Genomic DNA, 23,767 nt, shown 5'->3' on the forward strand with positions numbered 1-23,767 from the left:
CATGCTCATCGACAACGTCAACGACCTGCTCGGAGACGACCTCAAGGCCGAGATAACGCCTGCTTCGAAGGTGCGCATCGCGGCATCCACCTTCTCAATCTTCGCGTTCGAGGCGCTGCGCAAAGAGCTCGAGCTGGTCTCCGAACTGGAGTTCATCTTCACCTCCCCGTCGTTCGTGACCGACAAAGTGACAGACAAGCTCCGGAAGGAGCGTCGAGAGTACTTCATCCCGCCTGAGAACGCCGAGTCGAGTTTGTACGGCTCGGAGTTTGAGATCAGGCTGCGCAACAAGCTCACCCAGCGTGCGATTGCCAAGGAGTGTGCCGACTGGGTGCGCCGGAAGGTGACGTTCCGGTCGAACGCCACCGGCAACCCGATGCAGCAGTTCGCGGTGGTGGATGACACGGCCGCCTACATGCCCCTTCAGGGCTTCACTACCGCAGATCTCGGCTACGAGCGGGGCAATGCTGTCTCGAACCTCGTGAATAGGTTTGACCAGGCGCCGGCGACCGCGCAGTACGTCCAGCTGTTTGACCAGATCTGGAACAACCCGGATCAGCTCGATGACGTCACCGACGCGGTCTACGAACACATCGCCAGCGTGTACGCGGAGAACTCTCCGGCCCGAATCTACTTCTTGATCCTGTACAATCTGTTCGCCGAGTTCCTCGACGACATCAACGAGGATGTACTGCCCAACGACCGGACCGGCTACCAGGACACGAAGGTCTGGCACAGCCTCTATAATTTCCAACGCGATGCGGCGACCGGGATCATCAACAAGCTGGAGACCTACAACGGCTGCATCCTTGCCGACAGCGTCGGGCTCGGGAAGACGTTCACCGCATTGGCGGTCATCAAGTACTACGAGCTGCGCAACAAGTCGGCGCTCGTGCTGTGCCCGAAGAAGCTCGCCGAGAACTGGACGAACTACAACGCGAACCTGACCACCAACATTTTCGCCGGCGACCGCTTCAACTACGACGTCCTCGCCCACACCGACCTGTCCCGCACCCGCGGAGAGTCGTTGGGGCTCAGGCTGGACCGGGTCAACTGGGGTAACTACGACCTCGTCGTGATCGACGAGTCGCACAACTTCCGCAACGCCGACTACGCCGAGGAGAAGGAGTCCCGCTATCAGCGACTCATGCGCCAGGTAATCAGTGAGGGCGTGAAGACCAAGGTGCTGATGCTCTCGGCCACCCCGGTCAACAACCGGTTCAACGATCTGAAGAACCAACTCCAGCTTGCATACGAGGGTGAGTCGGAGAACCTCTCCCGGCACCTGAACACCTCGACCACGGTCGAGAAGGTCTTCAAGGATGCGCAGACAGTGTTCAACGAGTGGTCCAAGCTCGACCCGGAGGACCGCACGACCGATCGCATCCTGCAGATGCTCGACTTCGACTTCTTCGAGCTGCTCGACGCCGTCACGATTGCCCGGTCGCGCAAACACATTCAGGCGTTCTACGACACAACGGAAGTCGGCGCGTTCCCCGAGCGGCTCCCACCGAGATCGATCCGCGAGCCCCTCACTGACCTGCGCGACGTGCCCGGATTCAACGACATTTTTGAGCAACTCCAGGCACTCACACTCGCCGTCTACACGCCGCTGACATACGTCTTCCCGAGCCGCATCGGCAAGTACGAAGACCTGTACAACGTCACCGCCGGCAACGCACGATCGAACCTCGGCCAGAGTGGGCGCGAACAAGGCCTCAAGAAGCTCATGACCGTCAACCTCCTCAAGCGGTTGGAGAGCTCGGTCGACGCCTTCCGCCTGACCCTGAACAAGATCGAACTCACCGTTGACCGGACCCTGAGTCTCCTCGACACCCACAGCAGCTCCACCGCCGATCTCGGCACCGACCTTTCGGACCTCGACCTCGATGTGGACGACGAAGACGACGCGAACCTCGAGGCGCTGTCCATCGGGAAAAAGATCAAGATCGACCTCGACGATATCGACATCGAGTCCTGGCGCTGGGATCTGTGGAACGACCGCGAAACCCTCCGCAAGCTGGTTGACGAGATGTGCAAGGTCACCCCGGAGCGTGACCTCAAACTCCAAACGCTCAAGCGGCTCGTCGAGGGCAAGGCCGCCCACCCGATCAACCCGGGCAACCGCAAAGTCCTGGTGTTCTCCGCGTTCGCCGACACCGCGAACTACCTCTACCGCGAGCTCGCGCCCGCTCTAACCGAGGCGGGGCTGGAGACAGCCCTCATCACCGGTGGCGGCCACGGCGCGAAGACGACACTCGGCATCGGGTTCGACTTCCAGCAGGTCATGTCGATGTTCTCGCCCCGGTCGAAGCAGCGCCACCTCACCATGCCGAAGGAGACACGCGAGGTCGACGTACTCATAGGCACTGACGTCATCAGCGAGGGCCAGAACCTCCAGGACTGCGACTACCTGATCAACTACGACATTCACTGGAACCCGGTCCGGATTGTCCAGCGCTTCGGCCGCATCGACCGCATCGGCTCGACCAACACCCTGATTCAGCTGGTGAATTTCTGGCCAGACATCTCGCTCGACGAGTACATCAACCTCAAGGAGCGCGTCGAGAATCGGATGGTCATCGCCGACCTGGCCGGCACCGCCGATGACAACGTCCTCACCCTCGAGGACGGTGACTCGGCGTTCCGCAAGGAACAGCTCCGTAAGCTGCAGGATGAGGTCATCGAACTCGAAGACGTCCGCACCGGAGTGTCCATCACCGACCTCGGCCTCAACGATTTCCGCATGGACCTTCTCGGCTACCTCAAGGAGTACGGCGACCTTGCCGCTGCACCGAAGGGCCTGCACGCCGTCGTGCCGGCGGACCCCGCCAAGGGGTTGAAGCCAGGCGTGATCTTCGCGCTTCGCAACGTGAACGCCGACGAGAACATCAACCGGGGCAACCGACTCCACCCGCACTACCTCGTCTACCTCGACGAGGACGGCAACGTCATCGCCGACCACACCGAGGCCAAGCACCTGCTCGACCTCATCCGCGCGGGATGCCGCCCCTACGACCAGCCCGTCGCCGACGTCGTCCGTACCTTCAACGCCGCAACCGGCGAGGGTGCGGACATGGGCAGGTACTCCGCGCTGCTCACCGATGCGATCCACTCGATGATCGACGTCACAGAGGAACGCGACATCGACAGCCTGTTCACCGGCGGCCGCACCACCGCGCTCACCCAGACCATCGCAGGCCTCGACGACTTCGAACTAGTCGCCTTCATCGCCGTCGTCGACTCCAACGACGAGGCACCGGCCGATGGGTGACCCCGGCGTGAACCCGCTATACCGCTGGCCCACCGCTGCGCAGTTCGGCAGGCGAGTACCGAAGGAGAAGTTCTACTCCCACGGCACCGTCTCCACAGCGGTACGCGAGAAGTTCATCACCGAGGTACAACGCATCACCTGGGCGTACAAGCTCGCCGAGAGCACGATCAACCTGGCAGGCAGCACTGCGGTCCCCGAGATCCAGGTCTTCGAGATCGACGCGAAGGGCAATGATGTCTCCGAACCGGTGTTGACCGCGATCGACAGGGCAATCCCGTTCCCCATAATCTTCGAGATCGGCAGCTGCGAGGGGCAGACGCGGACCATTCGAATGGTGGCCGCGCACAAACTATTGAGCTCCGGTGCGCCGAAGCTCAGCGCCTACTACAGCACAGCCTGGCAGTCGGCCGAGATTGAGCGGCAGCCGCTCCCGACCTCGATTACACTGCCCGCCCTCTACTTCGCCCTCCTGGATCCCCTGACGCCGGTGGCGACGCGGCCGGGTGAGGGCATGTCAGAGGTCGCAGCAAGACTGGAGAAGGTGCGCAAGCTCGAACGCGAGATCGCCTCTCTGGAGCGCAAACTCCGCACCGAGCCTCAACTCAACCGCAAGATCGAGCTGAGGCGTGCACTGAAGACAAGGCAAGCCGAACTAACTGTGCTGGTTGAAAGATAGGCAGAGAGTAACCGTGGAGAAACTTCGCATGACGTCGCCCAACCTGACCGACGCCAACATTGACAAGCTCGCCAAGCTGTTCCCGAACGTCGTCACCGAGACGCTCGACGTCGACGGCAACCCGAAGAAGGCCATCGACTTCGACCTTCTGCGGCAAGAGCTTTCCGATCACGTGGTTGAGGGACCGCAGGAACGCTTTCAGCTGGACTGGCCCGGCAAGCGTGCTGCCGCGTTCGCAGCCAACGCCCCGATCGCGAAGACCCTTCGACCCGTGCGAGAGAAGTCGGTCGACTTCGACACCACCAAGAACCTGTTCATCGAAGGGGACAACCTCGAAGCGCTGAAGCTGCTCCAGGAGTCATACCTCGGCAAGGTCAAGCTGATCTACATCGACCCTCCGTACAACACCGGCAATGACTTCGTCTACAACGACGACTTCGCGGAGACCACCGAAGAGTATCTGTTCAGGTCAGAGCAAAGTGACGCCGATGGTGCACGACTGATTTCGAATCCGGAATCGAATGGAAGATTCCACTCCAACTGGCTAAGCATGATTTATCCCCGGCTCAAGCTTGCTCGGAACCTGCTTGCCGACGATGGATTTTTAATTGTCAGCATCGATGACGCGGAGTTTGGGAGTTTGCATGCCGTACTCGATGAGGTGATGGGCTCAGCAAATGAGATTGCGGTACTTGTGTGGGATCGAAATCGTAAGAACGACGCAAAGTATGTTTCAGTCGGCCATGAATATATGCTCATATATGCACGTAACAAAGCTAATCTTGACGAACTAGGGATTCGCCTTAAGGAGCCACAGTCGGGAATTGCCGAAGCGCGAGTCTTCTACGAGGGTCTCTGCCGGAGTTTTGAGGGAGACTGGGAGACAGTACAGCAAGCATGGCGTAAGTACACATCCGACTTTCCCGCCAGCGATGAGCGTCGGAAACTGGGGCGATACAGCAAGGCGGGTCCTCGCGGCCCCTACAGGGACGACGGCGATATCTCCTGGCCGGGTGGTGGGGGGCCGCGCTACGAGGTGATCCACCCCGAAACGCACCTTCCTTGCAAGCAGCCAACGAGCGGCTGGCGTTTTCCCACAAAGGAGCGGTTCGGCGAGGAAGTTGCAAGTGGTCGTATCGTCTTTGGGGCAGATGAGAGCACGATGCCAAGAGTGGTGCGATACCTCTTTGAGTCTTCAGGCCTTGTCATGGGTTCAGTTCACTACAGTTATGCGCAGACGGCGACAGTGGACTTTAACGACCTAATGGGTGCTCGTGTCTTTGACAATCCGAAGTATTGGAAGGACCTCCGTCGACTTATTGAATACCTCACCGGACCGAACGACATCGTTCTGGACTTCTTCGCTGGGTCTGCCTCGACAGCGCACGCCATCCTCGACCTGAACGCGAAAAGTGGCAGCTCGCGACGTTTCATTATGGTGCAGCTCGACGAAATGGTTCCGATGAAGAGTCCAGCGGCGGCGGCCGGTTACGAAACGATCGCTGACATCGCGCGAGACCGTATTCGGCGCGTCGCATCGCGTTTTGCATCGGAAAGCAGCGAGCAACTCAGCGGTGCGACGGACCTGGGCTTCCGCGCCCTGAACGTTGACACGACCAACACAGCTGATGTGTTGCGCGCACCTGACGAGACTGATCAGCTTGCTCTCGCTGAGTTGGAAGGCAGTGTGAAGCCGGGCCGTTCGGGAGAGGACCTGCTGTTCCAGGTGATGCTCGACTGGGGCCTCGACCTTACGATGCCCATCCGCGTTGAGCAGATCGACGGTCATGAGGTCCTTGTCGTTGAAGACGATGCACTGATCGCCTGCTTTGACGCTGCGGTGAGCCCCGAGCTTGTGCGCGCCATCGCCAAGCGTGAGCCACTGCGCGCAGTCTTCCGTGATTCCAGCTTCGCATCGGACGACGCCCGGATTAACGCCGAGCAGATCTTCCGTGAAGTGTCGCCCGCGACGGATGTGAAGGCGATCTGACCCGATGAAACTTCAGTTCAAGGTCCAGCAGTACCAAACCGATGCCGTCGACTCGGTCGTCGAGGTATTCGCCGGCCAGCCCAAGCACGACGGTGTCGCGTACCGAATCGACCCTGGCAAGGCGAAGCCGGTCGTCAACCCGAGACTGTTCGAAGCGGACAAGGCCCCGGACTCCGGCCTGCGGAACGCCGAGATCGCGCTCACCGGTGCGCAACTGCTGGAGAACATCCACAAGGTCCAGCGGTCCCGTAACCTCCCACAGTCAACCAAATTGGCCGACAGCAAGGCGGCGCCTGAGGCCCCGAACCTTGATGTCGAGATGGAGACCGGCACGGGCAAGACGTACGTTTACATCAAGACGATTATGGAGTTGCACAAGCGGTACGGCTGGTCGAAGTTCATCATCGTCGTACCGTCGGTTGCGATCCGCGAGGGCGTGCACAAGTCATTCGCGGTGACGGCCGAGCACTTCCAGCAGCTCTACGGCACCAAGCCGCGCTCGTTCATCTACAACTCGTCACAGCTCCACGAGTTGGAGCGGTTCAGCTCCGACGCCGGTGTGCAAGTGATGATCATCAACATCCAGGCGTTCAACTCGTCCGGCAAGGACAACCGGCGAATCTACGACGTGCTCGACGACTTCCAGTCCCGCCGCCCCATCGACGTCATCAAGGCCAACCGCCCGGTCGTGATCATCGACGAGCCGCAGAAGATCGGCGCGGACAAGTCGCTCACGTCACTGGCCGAGTTCAACGCGCTAATGATGCTGCGCTACTCGGCCACCCACAAGGTCGAGCACACCAAGGTCCACCGCCTCGACGCACTCGACGCCTACAATCAGAAGCTGGTCAAGAAGATCGCCGTCCGAGGCATCACGGTCAAGGGGCTCGCTGGCTCCACCGCATACCTCTACCTCGACGCCATCGAGATCGCCAAGGGCGCCAAGCCCCGTGCCCGGATCGAGATCGAAGTCCAGACCAAGGCCGACATTAAACGCCAGGTCAAACGCCTCGACGTCGGCACCAACCTGCACGACATCTCCAACGGCATCGAGGCCTATAAGGGGCTGTTCATCACCGACATCGACGCCACCCGCGATGTCATCGAACTCAGCAACGGCGACGTTGTCGTTGCCGGCCAGCTCGCCGACCGTGACGTGACCGAGGAGACCAAGCGCCGCATCCAGATTCGCGAAGTCGTTCGCGCTCACCTCGACAAGGAGCGGGAGCTGTTCAGTCGGGGGATCAAGGTGCTCTCCTTGTTTTTCATCGACGAGGTCGCGAAGTACCGCGACTACGACCGTGAGGACACCCTCGGCGACTACGCCCGCCTCTTCGAAGAGGAGTACCGGACGATCCGCGACGAGGTCCTCGGTGAGCTCGCACTCGACGATTCAACCGCTGCGCACCAGGAATACCTGCTCCGCGACGAGGTCCGCACAGTACACGAGGGATACTTCTCCATCGACAAGAAGTCCACACGGCAGGTCGACGGCAAAGTCAGCGGTCGGGGCGACGACAAGGGACAGTCCACCGACACCGACGCCTACGACCTGATCCTCAAGAACAAGGAGCGTCTGCTCTCGTTCGCGGAGCCGGTGCGGTTCATCTTCTCCCACTCCGCGCTCCGCGAGGGCTGGGACAACCCCAACGTGTTCGTGATGGGCATGCTCAAGAAGAGCGACAACACGGTCTCGCGCCGCCAGGAGATCGGGCGCGGCCTGCGGCTGGCTGTCGACCAGCACGGCGAGCGCATGGACAACCCGGTCACCGTGCACGACATCAACGAGCTGACGGTCGTCACCGATGAGTCCTACACCGACTTCGTCACCGGGCTCCAGCAGGAGATCTCGAAGTCCCTGGCTGCACGGCCGCGCAAGGCGAGCGTCAAGTTCTTCACCGGCAAGACAATCCAGACGCCCAGCGGCGAATCCGTCGTCGAGGAGGCGCTCGCGCAGGCGCTGTACAAGTACCTCATCAAGAACGACTACCTCAACGACGACGACACGATCTCCGAGACGTACATGGAGGCGCGAGAGGCCGGCACGCTCGCCGAACCCGCGTCCGAGGTTCTACGACCGGTCATCGACTCCGTTTGGCCGCTCGTGGACGCGCTCTACCTCGATTTGCCCGTACCGACCGATGACCGCAAGCCCAAGAAGATTCCGTTCAACGAGACGAATTTCGCGAAGAAGGAGTTTCAGGCGCTCTGGCGTCGGATCAACCACAAGGCCGTCTACCAGGTCGAGTTCGACTCGAATGAGTTGATCCGCAAGTGCATTCAGGCGCTCGACAAGAACCTCAACGTGTCCGCGATGCAGTACGTCGTCCAGGCCGGCCAGCAGAGGGACTCCCTCGAAGCTGATGACCTCACCAACGCAGCCGGATTCGATGTGTCGAGCACGCAGACCCATACCGAGTCGGTCACCGCCGGGTCGCAGGTGAAGTACGACCTACTCGGCGAGATCACCGAGAAGACACAGCTCACCCGGCGTACCGCGGCTGCCATTCTGGGCGGGGTCACGCCGGCGACGTTCGCGAAGTTCCGACTCAATCCGGAGCAGTTCATCACCGAGGCCGCCCGGCTCATCAACGAGCAGAAGGCGACCGTGATCGTCGAGCACCTGACCTACGACGCGCTGGAAGACAGGTTTGACTCGGCGATCTTCACGGAGAACCAGACCAAGCAAGACTTCGCCCAAGCCGGCGGCAAGCTGAAGAAGCACATCTACGACTACGTCGTCACCGACTCCAAGGTCGAACGCGACTTCGTGAACGAGATCGACAGCAGCAATGAGGTTGCGGTCTACGCGAAGCTGCCGCGGGGCTTCTTCATCCCGACCCCAGTCGGCGACTACAACCCCGACTGGGCCATCGCGTTCACCGAGGGCAGTGTCAAGCACGTCTACTTCGTCGCCGAGACGAAGGGCTCTCTCTCGACAATGCAACTGAAGGGGGTCGAACAGGCGAAGATCGAATGCGCCCGCAAGTTCTTCGCATCCCTCAACGAGAAGAACGGCGAGGGCGTCGTCTACGACGTCGTCACCGACTACACCGAACTCATGCAGCTCGTCACCGCATGACGGCATGTTGGGCTGCAGGGGGTGGCGAGCCCCGTTCGTGCGCGCTCGGTGTTGCTGGTTCGTCAGATGCAATACGCAGTGCTCGGTTGACATAGGAGCCCCTTCGGCGCCCGATCGTGGATCGGCAGCTCGCTGTGCTGTAGTGCGTGTTTCGATGTCTCGATGTCTCGCGGAGCCGCTACTCAGTGCCCGGTGACGGAGCAGGTGCGAGCTGTCGCGGAGGATCACGGGCTCCAGGCCGATGAGGTGATCGCCGACCTGGAGAAGCACCACCGGTTCGCGATTCTCGATCCCCGACCGAACAGGGTCTATGTCGTCGGTGACGCGGATCGTGCAGGGAGCTGGGTTGATCGGGCACCCGAAGCGACGTGGGAGGCGTTGTGGGCGGTTTACCGGATCCGGCATCCACACGTCGGCTTCGACTGGAACCAGTCCTACGAGGGGCACCTGTGGGTGCTCGCGCACCGTCTGATGGACCCGCCAGCGGTGGTGGAGGTCGTGGCACCGCTCGACGCAATACGCGACCTGCGGGGATCAACTGCGGCTCACTCGCTTCTACAGGACTTCGGATCCGGGTCATCCCTCGAAGAAGCCCTCGACGCAATCCGCCGCCGCCACGCTGAGTGGTACATCGATCCCGACGCTGTGACGTTCACGAACTTCACGGTCGTGCCCCATCGCGTCGACGTCCCACTGATGCGTTTCATCAGTGGCGAAGACGAGACCACGTTCAAAGACCAACTCGCGGACGGACACTGGGGCGAGCATGCCGGCGTCCATGCCGACGGGCTCTACTGGTACTTGAATCGAGACCTTTGGAACAGGTTGGAGCCGCGACGACGAGCCGAGCTCGAGGAGATGATCGGTCTGCCGTTGGCTCCGAGCGACTGACCTGGGACGGGTACCCAACTTACATGCTGGCGTCGGTGGCGGCCGCCACACCACAGGCAACTCCCCACGCGGCGCACCCAGCAGGTGCCGGCTGCCCCACCCGACAAAATCCTGGCAGTGTCGAGAGGAGGCGCGGGTCATCTCACCGGTGGTCGAAGGATGATCAATGCGGTGTGAACCACTCTCGGGCCAAAGAGATGTTGTAATCCCCGCTTTCGCCGCCCGAACGCCGACTCGTTCGGTTCGGTTCCTAGGCGCCTCGCCCCTGCCCCGGCAGCCGCCCGATTCGACCGAGCGCCCGCCTCCGCTAGGCGCTGGCCGGCCAGCGCGCACGGAGCGTTTGGCAGGCTGGGCCTTGGGGCCGATCCGCGTGTATGGCAAGCGTCGTAGCCGGCGGGCCTTCGAAACCAGCTCATGCTCACGCGCCGTCAGTGGCCGCGCTTCCTCGGTTGCAGCAGCGGTTCTCAGAAACTCTTCGACCCTGACCAATTCGGCCCGGGTCTGTATTCCTGACCCGCGCTCGACCTCGCGCGGCGGTGCGCTTCTGCCGGACGCTCACCCAAGGGTGGCAACATCCACGACCAGGCTGAATGTCATATCGGCGGTTACCGGGACCGGGCGATGCGCCCGGTTTGGCGGGTCGGCCGGCTCCAAAGGCGCTGGATTACGACAGAGATGCTCCCGTCCGGGGTTCGGGACCGGTGGCGCCACCGGGGGCCCTGTGAATTCCTGCTGCGCTTCGGTCACACACCAGTCAGGACTCCCCCCGCCTGCCTTGACTTCGGCGACCGTGTCGGAGGTTTGTGGCACAAGGCGAAGGTCAACGAGACGGCAGATGGTCGTCGTGAACGATGCTGAAGCTGTGGAAACCCGCTACTTGCGGGGAGACCTCGACTTCAAGGACGCGCTGCGGGACGTGGCAGGCACCGAAATCGGCCGCGACGAACTCGTGCGGATCCTGCAGGGACGGCACACACCGCACGCGGCCATCCCCGCGCTACCCGAGCACGACGCCAGATGGTCGCCGAGGCCGGGCTCAGTGCCGATCCCGCGCGGCAGCAGCCGTGCGCCTAGACCGCGACATCCGCATGGTGACCCTGGTCGCGACGTCTCTGTCTGTCGCCGACGCCGCAACCCGCCTCGGCGTCACACCAGCCCGGGTCCGGCAGCGCATCGGCGTGGGCACCCTGCGGGCGTTCGACTCTGGCCGCCAACGTCTGCTGCTGCCAGCGCAGTTCACCGCGACCGGGGCTGTTCCGCTCCTCGTGAAATCGTCCTACGCCTCACGAGGGATCTTCACCCGCTGACCGCAGGCCCTGCTTACCCGGACGCAGCCGGCGCTGATCGTTGAGGGTCGCCCGTAGACCAGCAGCGGCACAATGGGTGTGGGCCGAAAGTCAACGCCCGGCTATACCGCAATGGCTACCCCCACAAGACCGGCATCACACTGCCCAGCCCCGGCGACTACGTCGGGGCCAACTCGTGAATCGCTTGCGATCGCGACGTTGCAGGGAGCGCCGGAGACGTCGCCAGCATACGAACGGCGAGAAGCCCGGGGGCATATCCTCACTCGGGGTTGCGCGCAGGCGCACGTATGCTTCCGGGCATGTCACTCCGCAGAGGTGCCAAGGGGCCGGGCGTCAGATCGGTAGACCTCGCCGCCGTAATGATCGAACTCGGCGAGATCCTGAAAGGCATCCATTTTGACGTGTACCTGTTTGGATCTCGTAGGTTTCGAACGGGAAGCACCCGATCCGATATCGACCTCCTCGTATTCCATGACGGACGGATAACGCGAGCCAATGCCGAAGATATCTGGGAAACCGAACCCTATCTCGATATCTTCCACGGTTCCGATAGCTCCGTGCAGAGCATCGTCAACGAGTCCACAATCAGAAACACCGACCGGAACTCATTGCTGGAGATGCTCGAAGCGATCCCCATCTTCTTAGGCGGCGCTTGGCAGGACGAAGCCGAGCCGCATCGGTTTCAACCCGTTCTCGCTGAACGGATTCCCAGTGCAACGGCGGCGGACATGTATGACTTGGGTACAGTTCCGCCGGCCGGCCGTGCGGACATATTGGCTGTCACGGCTCTTCCCGAGGAGTTCCGGGCTGCCGTAGCGGCGCTGCGCGCCGACCAATTCGGCGACAGAGCACGGGTGGAGCTGGACGACCGAGATGGAAATCCGTGGCTCATCGAACTCGAACTCGTCAACAGTATGGGGTCCGTCAGTGCCGCAATGAGCACGCTCGACGGCCTGCGCCGGACAAAAGCGCCTCACGCTGTTCTACTCGGGATCGCGGCCGGTATTCCTGAACGGGTGAAACTAGGGGATGTGGTCATGCCCGCCCAGGTCGTCTACTACGAGGGCCAGAAGGTAACTGACCTCACGAATGCGGGTGCGCCAACGTGGAAGCCCACATATGAGCCTGTCAGGCGCCGAGCCTCTGTCGTCCCGTTCCTCGGCGGATTGAACAGTCGCCAGGCTTCACATGTGCAACTGCATACCGACGTTGTAATGGCTTGTGGCGAAAAGGTAGTTGCAGGAGGAGATTATCGTGACGAATTGCTGAACCATCATCGGAAGATAGCAGCCATAGACATGGAATCGTTCGGAGTTGCGGCAGCGGCCGAGCGTCGCGGCGCGAAGGTAACGGTAATCAAAGGAATCTGCGATTTCGCGGACTCGTCGAAGAATGATGACTTACACGAGCTCGCGGCTACCGCTTCTGCCTCTCAGTTCCGACTACTTGTCGAGGAAGGCGCGTTCGCAGAACTCAAAGATCACTAGCCGCGATTGCAGCTGGTTAACTTCGCAGTTCTCACCCACCTCCCTCCCCACCTAGCCAACAACCTGACCCGATCACCGCCTGTGCGCCAGTCGTTCGAGCACGTGCCCAGGAGCTTCTCACCCTGCGACAGAATGCCATTGACCGCGCGGGTCCGTCGAATCCAATTGACAGCGTGTCAAGGTAGGCGCAGGGGCTATCGGAGAATTGGCCGTGAGGGTTGCCCGTTCACCACCCGTTCGCTTATCCACCGGTCGGGCGTACTCAGCGAGCGCGCCTGCGAGGCGGCGCCTTCTTCGTCGGCGCTGGTCTCGCCGCGCTGGTCTCGCCCGCGAGCACCCGCTCCGCCAGCGCTCGCCACTCCGGCACGTTCACCCCTGCTCGATCGTCAGTCCACACTAGGGCTCCGCTCGGCCCGCCGCCCTTGTCCCACGGAAGGATCCCGTTGCGGGCGTACCAATCCTTCTTCGCAGCCCACTTCGCGGCGTACTGCGGGTCGTCGAGCATGCCGAGATGCTCCCAGACCACGGTGCCGCCGAGCATCGTCTCGACCGTGAAGTCGGGGGAACGCACTGTCCCGTCCGCACCGGTCAGGATCTCCTCGTACTTCCACCTTCCCGGTGCCACCGTGTGCAGGATGTCAGCGATTATCACCTCATTCTTGCTCCGCACGAGGACGCCAGTTCCGGTGACATGAACGAGGTTCGCGTCCACACGGTGCGCGGTTCCGGCCACGGTGATCTCAGCCGGTGTCGGCGGGCGGAATAGGTCGGTGAGCCGGGCGGCTGTCTCCGAGGCCGACGGCCGGGCCAGGTCACGTAACTCCGTCAACGTTCCCTCGTGCAGGATGACCACCCGATCGACGTGACGTGTCAGGGCCGTGTACAGCAGTTCGCGGGACACAGTTACCCGTGACGGAATCACCACGAACGTCATGCCGAACTCCGACCCTTGCGACTTGTGCACGGTTACCGCCCATGCGAGCTCAAGCGACGGGTCCTCCGCGGAGGACGACCAGTAGCTGTACGTCCAACCCACCTGCGACGAGTACTCGACCTTCGCCGGGACGTTCTTCTTCTTGCTGAGTCGTCCGACCACGACACCGATCTCACCGTTCGCGACGTAGTCGAGGCCGGTCCCCTTCGGCCACGCCTTCATCCTGCTGTTCCGGGTGTGCATAACCTTGTCCCCCCGAACGATCAGCTCGGGCCCGATCGGTTTGGGGATGTTCCAGCTCCGCCGCGTGGCGGCGAACTGTGTGTCACTGGTCCGGAACGTGCGCTTGACGTGCCGGTTGATCTCGACGCTACCGAACTGCCGGGACCGGGTCGGCGTGAGTACCTGCCAGTTCTCCGACCGTTCACCGGCCCCCTTCGGCCCCGGCTCCCAGTTCAAGTAGGGATCGTTCCATGTTCCGCCGTAGGTGAGTGCGAACGCTATCTCCGGGTCGGGATGGGCGTCGAGCGGTAGCTCCTCCCGCAAGACGTCGGTGAGCACCTCTGTGGGGCCAAGACCCGCCCAGCTCACGTACCGGACCGACTTCTGATCAGGGTCGTTGCCGAGCTGCTCCCAGATCGCGTCGTCGTCTGGCCCGAGTTCGCCACCACCGAACCATTTCGCGAGCGCGAGATCCGCCCCACTGCAATCTCGCTGACGGCGGGTTACCTGCAGTTCGACGTACCCCGGCCCGACACGGACGGGCGAATCGAATGCTTCGGGGCGCAGGTGTGTCACAAGGTCTACGAATGGCCGCCCGGCGCCGATCGGCGGGAGCTGCCGTGGATCGCCGACGAGTACGAGACGTTTGATGCTGGAGAAGGAATCCAGTGTCGCCGCGAGCATCTCCTCGGTGAGCATCGACGCCTCGTCGATCACGACCAAGTCTGCGCGTTGTCGTTCCGATCGATCGTCCCCGACCCGGTACAGGCCACTGTGCCCGTCGTATCGGCCGGATCGGCTCAGGTGACTGGCCAGAGTTCGCGCCGGAAATCCCACTTTCTGCTGAAGCTGGACTCGAGCCTTTCCGGTCGGCGCCAGCAGGATAGGTTCGCTGCCCGCGACACCCGGAAGCGACACGAGGGCTCTGAGTAGCGTAGTTTTGCCGGTGCCCGCCGGGCCTATAAGCACCGACAGCGGGGACGCGTACAGCTCTGCAAGGCCGACGGCCTTCTCGCTGCGCGCAGCCTCTTCCTCCGGGTCGTCGTCGATCGGAACGTCGATCGCGTCGTCGATCGCCGCCCGCGCATTCGCCATGTTGGCGTACCGCGGCGCGGCAAGCCTTGGGTCCACCTGCTGGCGGATCACGGCCGCCACCGCCGCCAACCGCAACAGCTTGTACGCGGGAACCCCTTCTCCGACAACGGTTCCGAGAATCGGTGTCCAGTATTCATCAAGCTCGGAGGGCAGGCTCGCGGCGTTAAGATCCAGACCCAGAAGTATCTGGTCATTGAGTGGGCAGGGCATCGTGACCGGCACCTCTGCGACGCGCGCGAGCACCTCCGATTGTGGGAGAACCGTGTTGCCCTTCTCTGCGGCCCGTTCGAGCACGTCCACGAGGAGCGCACCGACACGGCGGTCGTCGAGGTGATCGTCCATCGTCGCCGAGTCGGGTAGCGGCGACGCCCACAACACGTGATCGGGCGGGAAGCACGCGCGGTCGATCGTGCTGAGCGGGATGTGCCGCGGGTCGGTGTAAGTGCACACCGCGGCGTAATACGGATTGTCGAGGAACTCCTCGAGCGTTAGCGGCTCCGCGGTGTCGCCGCTCATGATCATCTCGACTTGCGCCGGGGTGACGTCGAACGCCGAGAGCATCCTCATTGCAGCCCGGTACTCATCCGGCTGCGCATTCCAGATGCGCGCGGTCGACTTCCCGATCGCGGAGCGCAGCTCGTCGGGGAACCGTGATGGGTCCGCAAAGCCGGCCTCGAGGTACTCCCACGGGCTCTCGGTGTTGGATACCTCGGACAGTACGCGCCGGCTGACGCCGTGCGCGCCCCTCACGTTCAGGTGGGCCAGCACAGAACCGAGGCCGGGGGTCGGGCCGCGCTGCTGCCACAGTCGGCCCAACTGGTCGTCCACCCATTGGACTGCGCTCGCGGGCATCTCGATGCCCAGCGCGGCGATTTCGCGCGCGGCCGTGGCAAGACTCATCAGCGCCTCGATCGCAGCATCATTGGAGACGTGTTCGGTGACGTAGGAGAACTCGATGCCGCGCCCCTCCGGCTCCCAGGCCAACGCGCCGCCGACGTCGATTCCGTTCTCCAGCAGGGGGACGAGTTGCTGGTACGGCAGCAGGATCCCGTCCCGCATTTCCTGCCGCAGGCTGTGGGCAACCGCGGTTTCCCACATCGACGACTCGAACGGGGGTGACCCCTGCATTCTCCACATGCCCGGCGTCCGCACTTCGGTGACCCGGGCGGCGCCAACAAGAAGTTTGCGCGTGCTTCCCTCCTGGAATGGCGAGTGCTTGAGGTAGGCGAACACCAGCGACTCGCCAGGCGTTACCGGCTCGAAGAACGACCGGATCACGGCCTGCTGGTTGGCGCCGTCCATGATCCACGGGGGGGTGAAGCCGAGCAGATCGCCGATCCGGTCCTCGGCGGCACCCTCATAGTCTGTCGGCCAGTCGGGTCCGAGTTCGCCCTCGAACATCTCCCGGTTCAGCCAGCGGAACGGAACGGCCTCAAAGGCGTACCCCGGCATGACGACCGGTGTCGGCTGCAGCGTGCCCGCGAGCACCTTGTTTGTCGAGTACGGATGTGTCTTGACGATCGAGTAGCCCCGCTCAGACATGAACGTCGCACGCTCGCTCAGACACGGCAGCTGCTCGGCGATCAGATTCTGCATCGACGAGCCGGCGTTTCTGCTCTCGTACGCGTCGTCCCGCTTGTCGCCAATGTTCTTCAGCAGCAGGCACGACGAGTTGTCCAGCGGCCGATCGCACACGTGTCCGTCCCAGGCCCGGTCACGCCACGGCACGCGCATCGAGAGGTGAATGATCTGCGTCATTCGCATACCTTCTCAGCCCGGACCGACAAATCAGCCAGTGTTGCCGCAATCGAGGTGCAACCCGGGCTCGATCGTCAGCTGCGTGGAGGTCCCTCGATCCCACGCTTGGCACGGGCCATATCCGCGTTCAACTTGCGTCGCTATTCCTTCTGCTGCGCCTGGGTTCCCTGGATACCCCTTGGGTCCGGTGCAGCGGTGAGGGAAGTAGCGCATGCTCAACCGAGTCCTCGGGTATGCCTTCCCAAAACAGTCCCACGCCCGCTCGGGTGCCCGGCCGAACACGAAGACGGACCGAAATTCCGGAAGCCGCGATCACCTGGATCGGCGGATCCCACCAGTGCAGGTACGGATCCTGCAGGTCGGATGGCATGCTGCCGAGTCCTCGTACCAGGGATAGGCGTTCCATCCGATGCAGTCGGTGAGTTCGATCCCTGCCTGGTCCGTCGCCTCGGCGACCTGGACGCTGCCGGGTCGGTGTTCTCGACCGACCGAGATCCGAAGCTTAGTCTCTCGTGTTGAGCGTGCCGATCGGTCCGTGTCCTGTCGGGGTGGTCGGCCGGGTTCCACATGATCGACTCTGGCTCAAGACGTGCGTAAATTCTGGCTGCTCTATCGGCGGCCGTGTGGGCGCCGATACTCCGAGGGTTGAGGTGTATCGGTTCTGTCCGGACTGTGGCACTGCGAAGGACCTCGGCTACACCCGGGAGTGCTACATGACCGCGACGCACTCGTCGCATTGACCTGGTTAGGCGCCGGATTACGGCGGACCTGGAATGGGCCGATGCGATGTGACGAGGGCAAGCTCGTTTCTGCGACCTACCTCTACACGGACACGCTCAACTCGTCGGGGCTTGAGGCTGCCGCGGACAAGGGAAGCCGCGGCCCAAACCTTCCGCGCTTTCCTCAATGTCAGCACGAAGGTCATCCGCTACCTGGATGGCCACGTTCGCACCTTCGACGGTGATCGCGTCATGGGCATCTTTACCGGCCCGAACAACGTGGATCGAGCGACGAAGCCATCGCCGGCCAACGTCATGTCGAGATGCAGCGCAGATTGACAGGACACACCGCTGCACATTGACCGATCCCGGACGCGTCGTCCGTGCTCGTCAATGTAGATGCGTCACCGTTAGCAGATCGCTGATCGGGGCGGCGATCTGCTCGGTCGGATCAAGTCGTCTGGGGGAGAGTCGAACTCCGCCCGACGTTGAGGATGAGACACTCACTTCGTGGCGAGATTCGGATTTGACCAGGATGGCAACGGCCGACTTGAGGTTCGACATCGTGACAATGAGGTCGACGGATTCTTCGTCCCGGTCGATCCACCAGCGAAGGGCGTGAGTGCTGCTGACGGGGTGAGGATACTCAACTTCTCGCCGGCCAGATCAGAGCTGCGCATCTTCCCGATCAACACACTCCGGGACAGGGAGGGGTACCTCCTGCCGAAGTACCCGAAGATTCACACCTTGACGTTGATCGTCGAGGAGAGGGACGTCGACGATCTCGATTTCTATTCGGTACTCGACGAGGAGTTGCCGCGTGGGTTCATCAAGGACTATGCCTATGGACTGGGGCTGCAAAAGGACTGCAATCGTCTCGTGCGCTTGATCGAGAAGCACACCAAATGCGACGAAATTTCGTTCATGGGAGGGGCGGATGTCGCCGTAGACGGGAAGGCGCTGCGGCTCGGACTGGACCGCTTCGACGCGCTCTGGTCGGAGATCCAACGCATCAACGGTCGTGGCCACGATGCGGCTGCTCGTGTCAAAGATGCTTTCGTTCACAACGATTTGGCTTCTACCATCCAGCTGGAGCCGGTGGAATTCAGTCTCGGCCGGCACCCGGTGTCCCGGGTACTGACGAAGGCGGCTCATGGCGTCGAAGAGCTGACCGAGCAAGAGCAGGACGCGTTGATCGGCGCGGTCGCGTCCGAGTCGGCTGCGCTTGCACAGACACGTCCGGAGAAGTTCCTGAAGCTCCACCGTGACGTCGAGCTTGTGAACCTCGATCGGCTCATTCTGTCCTATGAGGACGCTCTGGGTAAGCAGGCGAACGAGGGGTTCTGGCAGAACTTCTTCGACGACAACGCCTTTGCGCTCCAGCAGGTATTCGGTACACCAATGGTCAGTGTTCAGTCGGGTGCGACTGTCGGCGGTGGCGGATTCACGGGCAGCGGCGGCAAGATTACCGACTACCTCTTCAAGAACTCGCTGACCAACAATGTTGCTCTGGTGGAGATCAAGAAACCGACGACGTCACTGCTCGGCACAACCGAGTATCGGTCGGGCGTGTTCGGCCCCTCCAAGGAACTCGAAGGCGCAATCACGCAGGTGCTAGATCAGGCGTACCAGCTGTCGATGAACTTTCCAACGATGAAGAACAACTCGCGGCAGTGGGATCTGGAGTCATACGCGGTTTCGTGCTTCGTGATTGCTGGGCGCACCCCATCCACGGACGAGCCTGCCAAGCAAAAGTCGTTCGAGTTGTATCGAGCGAACTCGCGGAGTGTGAAGGTTGTGACGTACGACGAGATCCTGGAACAGCTCAAGCTCCTGCGAGAGTTCCTTCTCCCGCAGCAGGCAGCGAACGCAAGCGGCGAAGGAAGCTGAGGCACCGGAAATCAACTGGATCCGGACGCGGGATTCGCGTCGACTGGTCGTGTGTCTGTCCGTCGAGGAATCGTCCGTTTCCGGCACACGCCGATGCCCGACGAACGACATATCGAGACCTTGCTTCTACAACAACTGGCGCCGTCCGGCACCTTACGACGGTTGCTGCGGAGTGGGTGGCCAGTCCTGTGGGCGGATATTGGGCGGTAGTGTGGTGTCATCCCAGTCAAACTTCGGTGCTGAATCCCATCGGCAATTCTCGAAGTCCACCAGTGTGCCGTTGAACGTAGCGTCCTCGAACGAGGTGTTCTCACCGCTGAAGGTTGCGCCGCCGAACGAGGTGTTCTCGCCGCTGAAGGTGGCATTGTCGAACGAGGTGTTCTCGCCGCTGAAGGTGGTGCGGCTGAAATTGGTGTACGTCCCGCTGAAGGTGGCATTGTCGAACGAGGTGTTCTCGCCGCCGAAGGTGGCGTATCTGAACACGGTGTTCTCGCAGCTGAACTTCGCGCCGGCGAACGAGGTGTTCTTGCCGCTGAAGGTGGCGCCCGCGAACGAGGTGTTCTTGCCGATGAAGGTCGCGCCGCCGAACCAGGTGCTCTCGCCGCTGAACGTGGCGTCGAACGAGGTGTTCTCGCCGCTGAAGGTCGTGCCGCCGAACGAGGTCTTCTCGCCCTTGAAGGTCGCGCCGCCGAACGAGGTCTTCTCGCCGCTAAACGTTGCACCCTTGAATATGGTGTTCCCGGCGAACATTGCACCCTTGAATATGGTGTCCCCGGCGAACATTGCACCTTTGAACATGGTGCCCCCGGCGAATGTCGCCTTGTGGAATCGGGTGTCCCAGGTGAAACGTTGCCCCGGTGAAAATGGCTTTACTCGCGAACGTAGCCCCGTCGAGGTTCACTGCTTCTAGTACAGCCTCGGTGAAGTCGAAATCGCAATCAGACCAAGAGTATTCGACCTCCGGTTGGAGGTGGCTTCTGATTACACTAACGATGGTTTGGCGTACCTCGCGCTCCCCTTCTTTTGCGCGCCCGGATGTGGGGTCGTACATTCGCAGATAGGCGCAGAGAACATCGATGCAGACTTGGCGTTGAGAGTCATCTTTAATGCGATGCCAATCGTCGGCCAGAGCGGCCATCCCGTAGACGCCCGCGAGCCTGACGGCGGGTGCATCATCTCCGAGCTGGGCAGACGCTGTGGTGTAGCGGGCCCGTAGATCCCGGTTGACCTCGTCAGAACGGCGGTCAGCCAGTTGCTCTTTAGTCTCTGCTCGCTCGGTGTTGAAGCGGGTTTGGGTTGAGTCCAGCTCTTTCCGAGAGTGGCTGAGCGTCAGCAGGACGCCCGTGATCGTTCCGCCCACTCCCACTATGCTGACGACAGCAGCAGTCAAGACGCCCCATCCCGCAGTCCAGTACATGCTGGGATTCTCGCACCGCCAGGCCATGCGACGGTCTCGAATGAACCCGGCGCGTACTTGACCGGAACGGATTTCACCGGGTTCGCTCCGACGAGAGCCGTGTGGACGGATGGATTCACACCACCGGGTAACAACAGTTAAACACCGCTGCAGTTCACCGCTAGCTGCCGTAGGCATGTCCGTCATTAGCGTTCTGCATGATCATGCAGCCGTGTGCAAGTTTCGGAACTGTCCCTTTATGGCACAGGAGTGGGCGGCCAATCGGCTGGTTGCACATTGGGCGGCTGCACAGTTCGTGGAGCCCACGGCGCGGGGGTGTCCCAATCGAAGTATGGGCTGGGGTTCCACATCCTCGGCTCGATGAACGACACCTGTCCCGGAGCCGAAGTCGTCCCGTGACGCCGGTTGCTCTGCCGAGCGATAGTTAAACTAGCCGACCCGCTCGTCAATCTTCGTCGCATCTCGACATTGGCTGTCGAGATGCAGCGAAGATTGACGGGAAACGCCTCGCTACTTTGACAGATCTCGGGCAAGTCGCCGAAGGTGCGGGGCTGGCCTACGACATCGCGCACGGTAAGCCGGCTGAACAGGCCATCGTCTCGGGTGCGGCAGGTTTCGGGGCGGCAGTGGCCGCGGGGCGGTCGCCGGCACCATCATTCCAGTGCCGGTCCTGGATACGGCGGCAGGAGCATTGGGCGGCGCGGCAGTCGGATTGTTCACCTCGGGATCGTCGACTCTGTACGAAAACGGTGTCGACGACTTAGGGGACGCGATCGGCGATGGCGTGGATGCTGTTGGCGACACCGGCGCGGCCAAGGCGGGCTAGCAAAGGATGCGTGGAACGAGGTGTCCTGAGATGGCTCTGGAGCGTCCCAGCGAATGGCGTGATGCCCGGCTCGGCGCGCGAGTCATCGTTTCGCTCGTGATTGGCGGTTTGGTTGCATTCGTCGCCTCACTCATCGGCGTCGGATGCGTAGTAGAGGGATGGTTCACGGCCGCCACGTTCGTCTTCCTGTTCTGCTTCCTGAGGGTGCTGGCGATGGTGTTCGGTGTGGTGTCCCGACGGATGCGGCCTTGCCGGGGGAGACATTCGAACCGCCGCGGTCGACGGGGTCGCTGTGACCGAGATCCGCTACTCGCTACAGGTGTTTCACCTGATGACCGCGATGACGGCGGCCTTGACTGCACTCACAGGCGGGGGAGCCATCGCGATCTTCCTCAACACCCGAGGACAAGGATTTTCCCGGTGCCAGTTTGATCTTCGGCATCTTCGGAGTGGGGTGCGCCGGCTACCCGGTCGCCGTCCTGACGGGGCGGGTGCGACGCGGGTCGCTGATGCTCTCCTCGGAGGGGATCTGTCAGCGAGGGGTGGAGCTTCGAGTCTTACCTCCCTTGGGCGGCGGTTGCCGGTGCGAAGACAGTGCATTACCAGTTCCCGGAGACGCTGGTGATCGCATACGCCAACGCAATTGGGAGCCGCGCTACACGACGCGTTTCTTCCGATCGATCGCCTGCCGCCTGTGCCGATGATCGAGGTGGACACCTTCCAGTTCGCCGTCGACCCGGTGCTTCTGCATCACCTGGTCAGCTACACGCCAACAACCCGGACACCCGTGCCGAGCTCGGCACGGACGCGGCAATCTCCCGCGCCCGTTCCCGCGACTACCCGTACCTCTAGACCGCAGGGCTACGCCGCCAGCAGGTCCTTGTACTCCGGATTCTGCTCGACAAACCTCTCCACGTACGAGCACGACGTCGCGATCGAGATCCCGTCCGCCCGCGTCGCGTCCAGCGCGGCCGCGACCAGCTTGCCGGCCAGCCCCTGCCCGCGGAACGCGGGATCGGTGACCGTGTGGTCGAAGTCCCGGACGCCGTCGATCACGGTGTAGTCGGCGTACCCGGCGAGGGCGTCGTCGACGTGGATCTCGAAGCGGTTCTCGGCCGGCTTGTGCTCGATGCGGTGCGCCACGGTGGCGGGTCCTTTCGTCGGAGGATGCCTCGCACGTTACCCATGCGGGGTACTAGCAGGGTCAACTATCCGGTGCCGAGCGCTATTCCGGCCGCCTCCAGCGTCGGCCGGAGCTCGTCCAACGAGGCCGTCTCGTGCAGCCACGTCGGCGCCGAGATCGGATCTCGCAGCACCCGCAGAACCGCCTGCGCCGCGACCGCCGCCGTCGCCCGCGACTGCCCGCGCCCGGTGGCCCACCACGACCGGCCGTCGCCGCCGCGGGCGGCGATCACCCAGCCGTCGCCGCCGGGCATGCCGCCTGCCGGGATCAGTGACGCGATACGGGGCATCCAGGTCAACGACGCCAGGCCGACGGTCGCGAGCCGCGAGTCCAGTCGGAGGTAGCTGCGCACCGGCAGGCCGAGGTCCTGGGTCAGCCGGTGTTGGTCGGCGAAGTCGGTGCGCAGCGCGGGGAACCGCGGGTAGCCGGCCCCGGCCGGGAGGTCGAAACGCGTCGGCCGGGTGTAGTTGCGCACCCGCGAGCCGTCCGGGTCGTCGAAGCGCTTGCCCAGCAGTCCGTACGTCCACGCGGTCGCCGCCGGGCCGTGCGCCTCGCCGGCGCCGAGCCCGATCAGCACGTCCACCGGTCCGCCCGCCCGCGCCGCCTCGGCGGCGAGCAGGCTGCTCAGGCCGGGCGCGATCCCCACCCCGAGCAGCACCGGACCCTGCACCCGCTCCAACTCTCGCGCGTACCCGGAGGTCCCGGTGATGTCGACGAACGGGATCCCGCGCCCGGCGACCGCCGCCGCGACCGCGGGCTCCTCGGACCCGGAGCAGTTCACCACCGCGGATACCCCGTCCAGCCCCGACCCCAGGGAGCGGGGGTCCTCGAGGTCGACCACCCGGTCGGCCCTCACGGGATCGCGGCCCGCGGCCAGCGCGTCGATCCCGTCCGCGCGCAGCCGTGCGACCACGTGCGCGCCGACCGCGCCGTATCCGCCGAGTACCAGTACCGAGGTCATGTCGTCTCCCCAAATCGCTAAAGTGATGCTCTAGTGTGTCACTCTAGATCTACAC

General features: G+C 62.7%; 13 protein-coding genes and 1 pseudogene. 9 read left to right on the plus strand and 5 right to left on the minus strand.

The window, feature by feature from the left end:
• Nucleotide 1: 1 nt before the first annotated feature.
• The 7 genes from ACWFRB_RS02890 to ACWFRB_RS02920 all read left to right on the plus strand — a co-directional run bounded on the left by ACWFRB_RS02890 (nt 2) and on the right by ACWFRB_RS02920 (nt 12,707).
• Nucleotides 2-3,274: a helicase-related protein gene (locus tag ACWFRB_RS02890; RefSeq protein ID WP_452638702.1), complete on the plus strand. Its 3,273-nt coding sequence runs from the start codon at nt 2-4 to the stop codon at nt 3,272-3,274.
• On the plus strand, nt 3,267-3,950 hold the full coding sequence (locus tag ACWFRB_RS02895) for a DUF4391 domain-containing protein (protein WP_452638703.1): 684 nt from the start codon (nt 3,267-3,269) through the stop codon (nt 3,948-3,950). Before ACWFRB_RS02890 ends, ACWFRB_RS02895 begins: the two co-directional genes overlap by 8 nt.
• 28 nt (nt 3,951-3,978) lie before the next feature.
• Nucleotides 3,979-5,940, plus strand: a complete 1,962-nt coding sequence (locus ACWFRB_RS02900; RefSeq protein ID WP_452638704.1) for a site-specific DNA-methyltransferase — start codon at nt 3,979-3,981, stop codon at nt 5,938-5,940.
• Nucleotides 5,941-5,944: 4 nt separating this feature from the next.
• On the plus strand, nt 5,945-9,022 hold the full coding sequence (locus tag ACWFRB_RS02905) for a type III restriction-modification system endonuclease (RefSeq protein ID WP_452638706.1): 3,078 nt from the start codon (nt 5,945-5,947) through the stop codon (nt 9,020-9,022).
• Nucleotides 9,023-9,214: 192 nt separating this feature from the next.
• Nucleotides 9,215-9,913: a hypothetical protein gene (locus tag ACWFRB_RS02910; RefSeq protein WP_452638708.1), complete on the plus strand. Its 699-nt coding sequence runs from the start codon at nt 9,215-9,217 to the stop codon at nt 9,911-9,913.
• A 1,088-nt stretch (nt 9,914-11,001) separates the two neighbouring features.
• Nucleotides 11,002-11,220 carry a hypothetical protein gene (locus ACWFRB_RS02915; protein WP_452638710.1) on the plus strand — a complete coding sequence of 73 codons (219 nt, stop codon included), beginning with the start codon at nt 11,002-11,004 and terminating at the stop codon, nt 11,218-11,220.
• Nucleotides 11,221-11,519: 299 nt separating this feature from the next.
• Complete coding sequence (locus ACWFRB_RS02920) at nt 11,520-12,707, plus strand: phosphorylase family protein (RefSeq protein ID WP_452638711.1); 1,188 nt, start codon at nt 11,520-11,522, stop codon at nt 12,705-12,707.
• A gap of 262 nt (nt 12,708-12,969) precedes the next feature.
• Here the strand turns inward: ACWFRB_RS02920 and ACWFRB_RS02925 are convergent, their stop codons facing one another.
• Nucleotides 12,970-16,716, minus strand: coding sequence for an AAA family ATPase (locus ACWFRB_RS02925; RefSeq protein WP_452638713.1), 3,747 nt, complete (start codon nt 16,714-16,716; stop codon nt 12,970-12,972).
• 1,229 nt (nt 16,717-17,945) lie between these two features.
• On the opposite strand from ACWFRB_RS02925, the gene ACWFRB_RS02930 reads away from it, so the two are divergent.
• Nucleotides 17,946-19,325 (plus strand): Shedu immune nuclease family protein, encoded by a 1,380-nt coding sequence (locus ACWFRB_RS02930; protein WP_452638715.1) that lies wholly within the window; start codon nt 17,946-17,948, stop codon nt 19,323-19,325.
• 153 nt (nt 19,326-19,478) lie between these two features.
• Here the strand turns inward: ACWFRB_RS02930 and ACWFRB_RS02935 are convergent, their stop codons facing one another.
• Nucleotides 19,479-19,808: a pentapeptide repeat-containing protein gene (locus tag ACWFRB_RS02935; RefSeq protein ID WP_452638826.1), complete on the minus strand. Its 330-nt coding sequence runs from the start codon at nt 19,806-19,808 to the stop codon at nt 19,479-19,481.
• 141 nt (nt 19,809-19,949) lie between these two features.
• Nucleotides 19,950-20,162, minus strand: a pseudogene (locus ACWFRB_RS02940) (pentapeptide repeat-containing protein); the annotation flags it as partial.
• 1,241 nt (nt 20,163-21,403) lie between these two features.
• Here ACWFRB_RS02940 and ACWFRB_RS02945 point away from each other — a divergent pair.
• Nucleotides 21,404-21,568 carry a hypothetical protein gene (locus ACWFRB_RS02945; protein ID WP_452638717.1) on the plus strand — a complete coding sequence of 55 codons (165 nt, stop codon included), beginning with the start codon at nt 21,404-21,406 and terminating at the stop codon, nt 21,566-21,568.
• Between the two features lie 861 nt (nt 21,569-22,429).
• On the opposite strand, the gene ACWFRB_RS02950 is transcribed toward ACWFRB_RS02945, so the two are convergent.
• A complete protein-coding gene (locus ACWFRB_RS02950; protein WP_452638719.1) occupies nt 22,430-22,711 on the minus strand; it encodes a GNAT family N-acetyltransferase in 282 nt (93 codons plus the stop codon).
• A gap of 65 nt (nt 22,712-22,776) precedes the next feature.
• A complete protein-coding gene (locus ACWFRB_RS02955) occupies nt 22,777-23,712 on the minus strand; it encodes a hypothetical protein (protein WP_452638720.1) in 936 nt (311 codons plus the stop codon).
• Nucleotides 23,713-23,767: the final 55 nt, after the last annotated feature.

The sequence above is a fragment of the Rhodococcus sp. NPDC055112 genome (assembly GCF_053607505.1).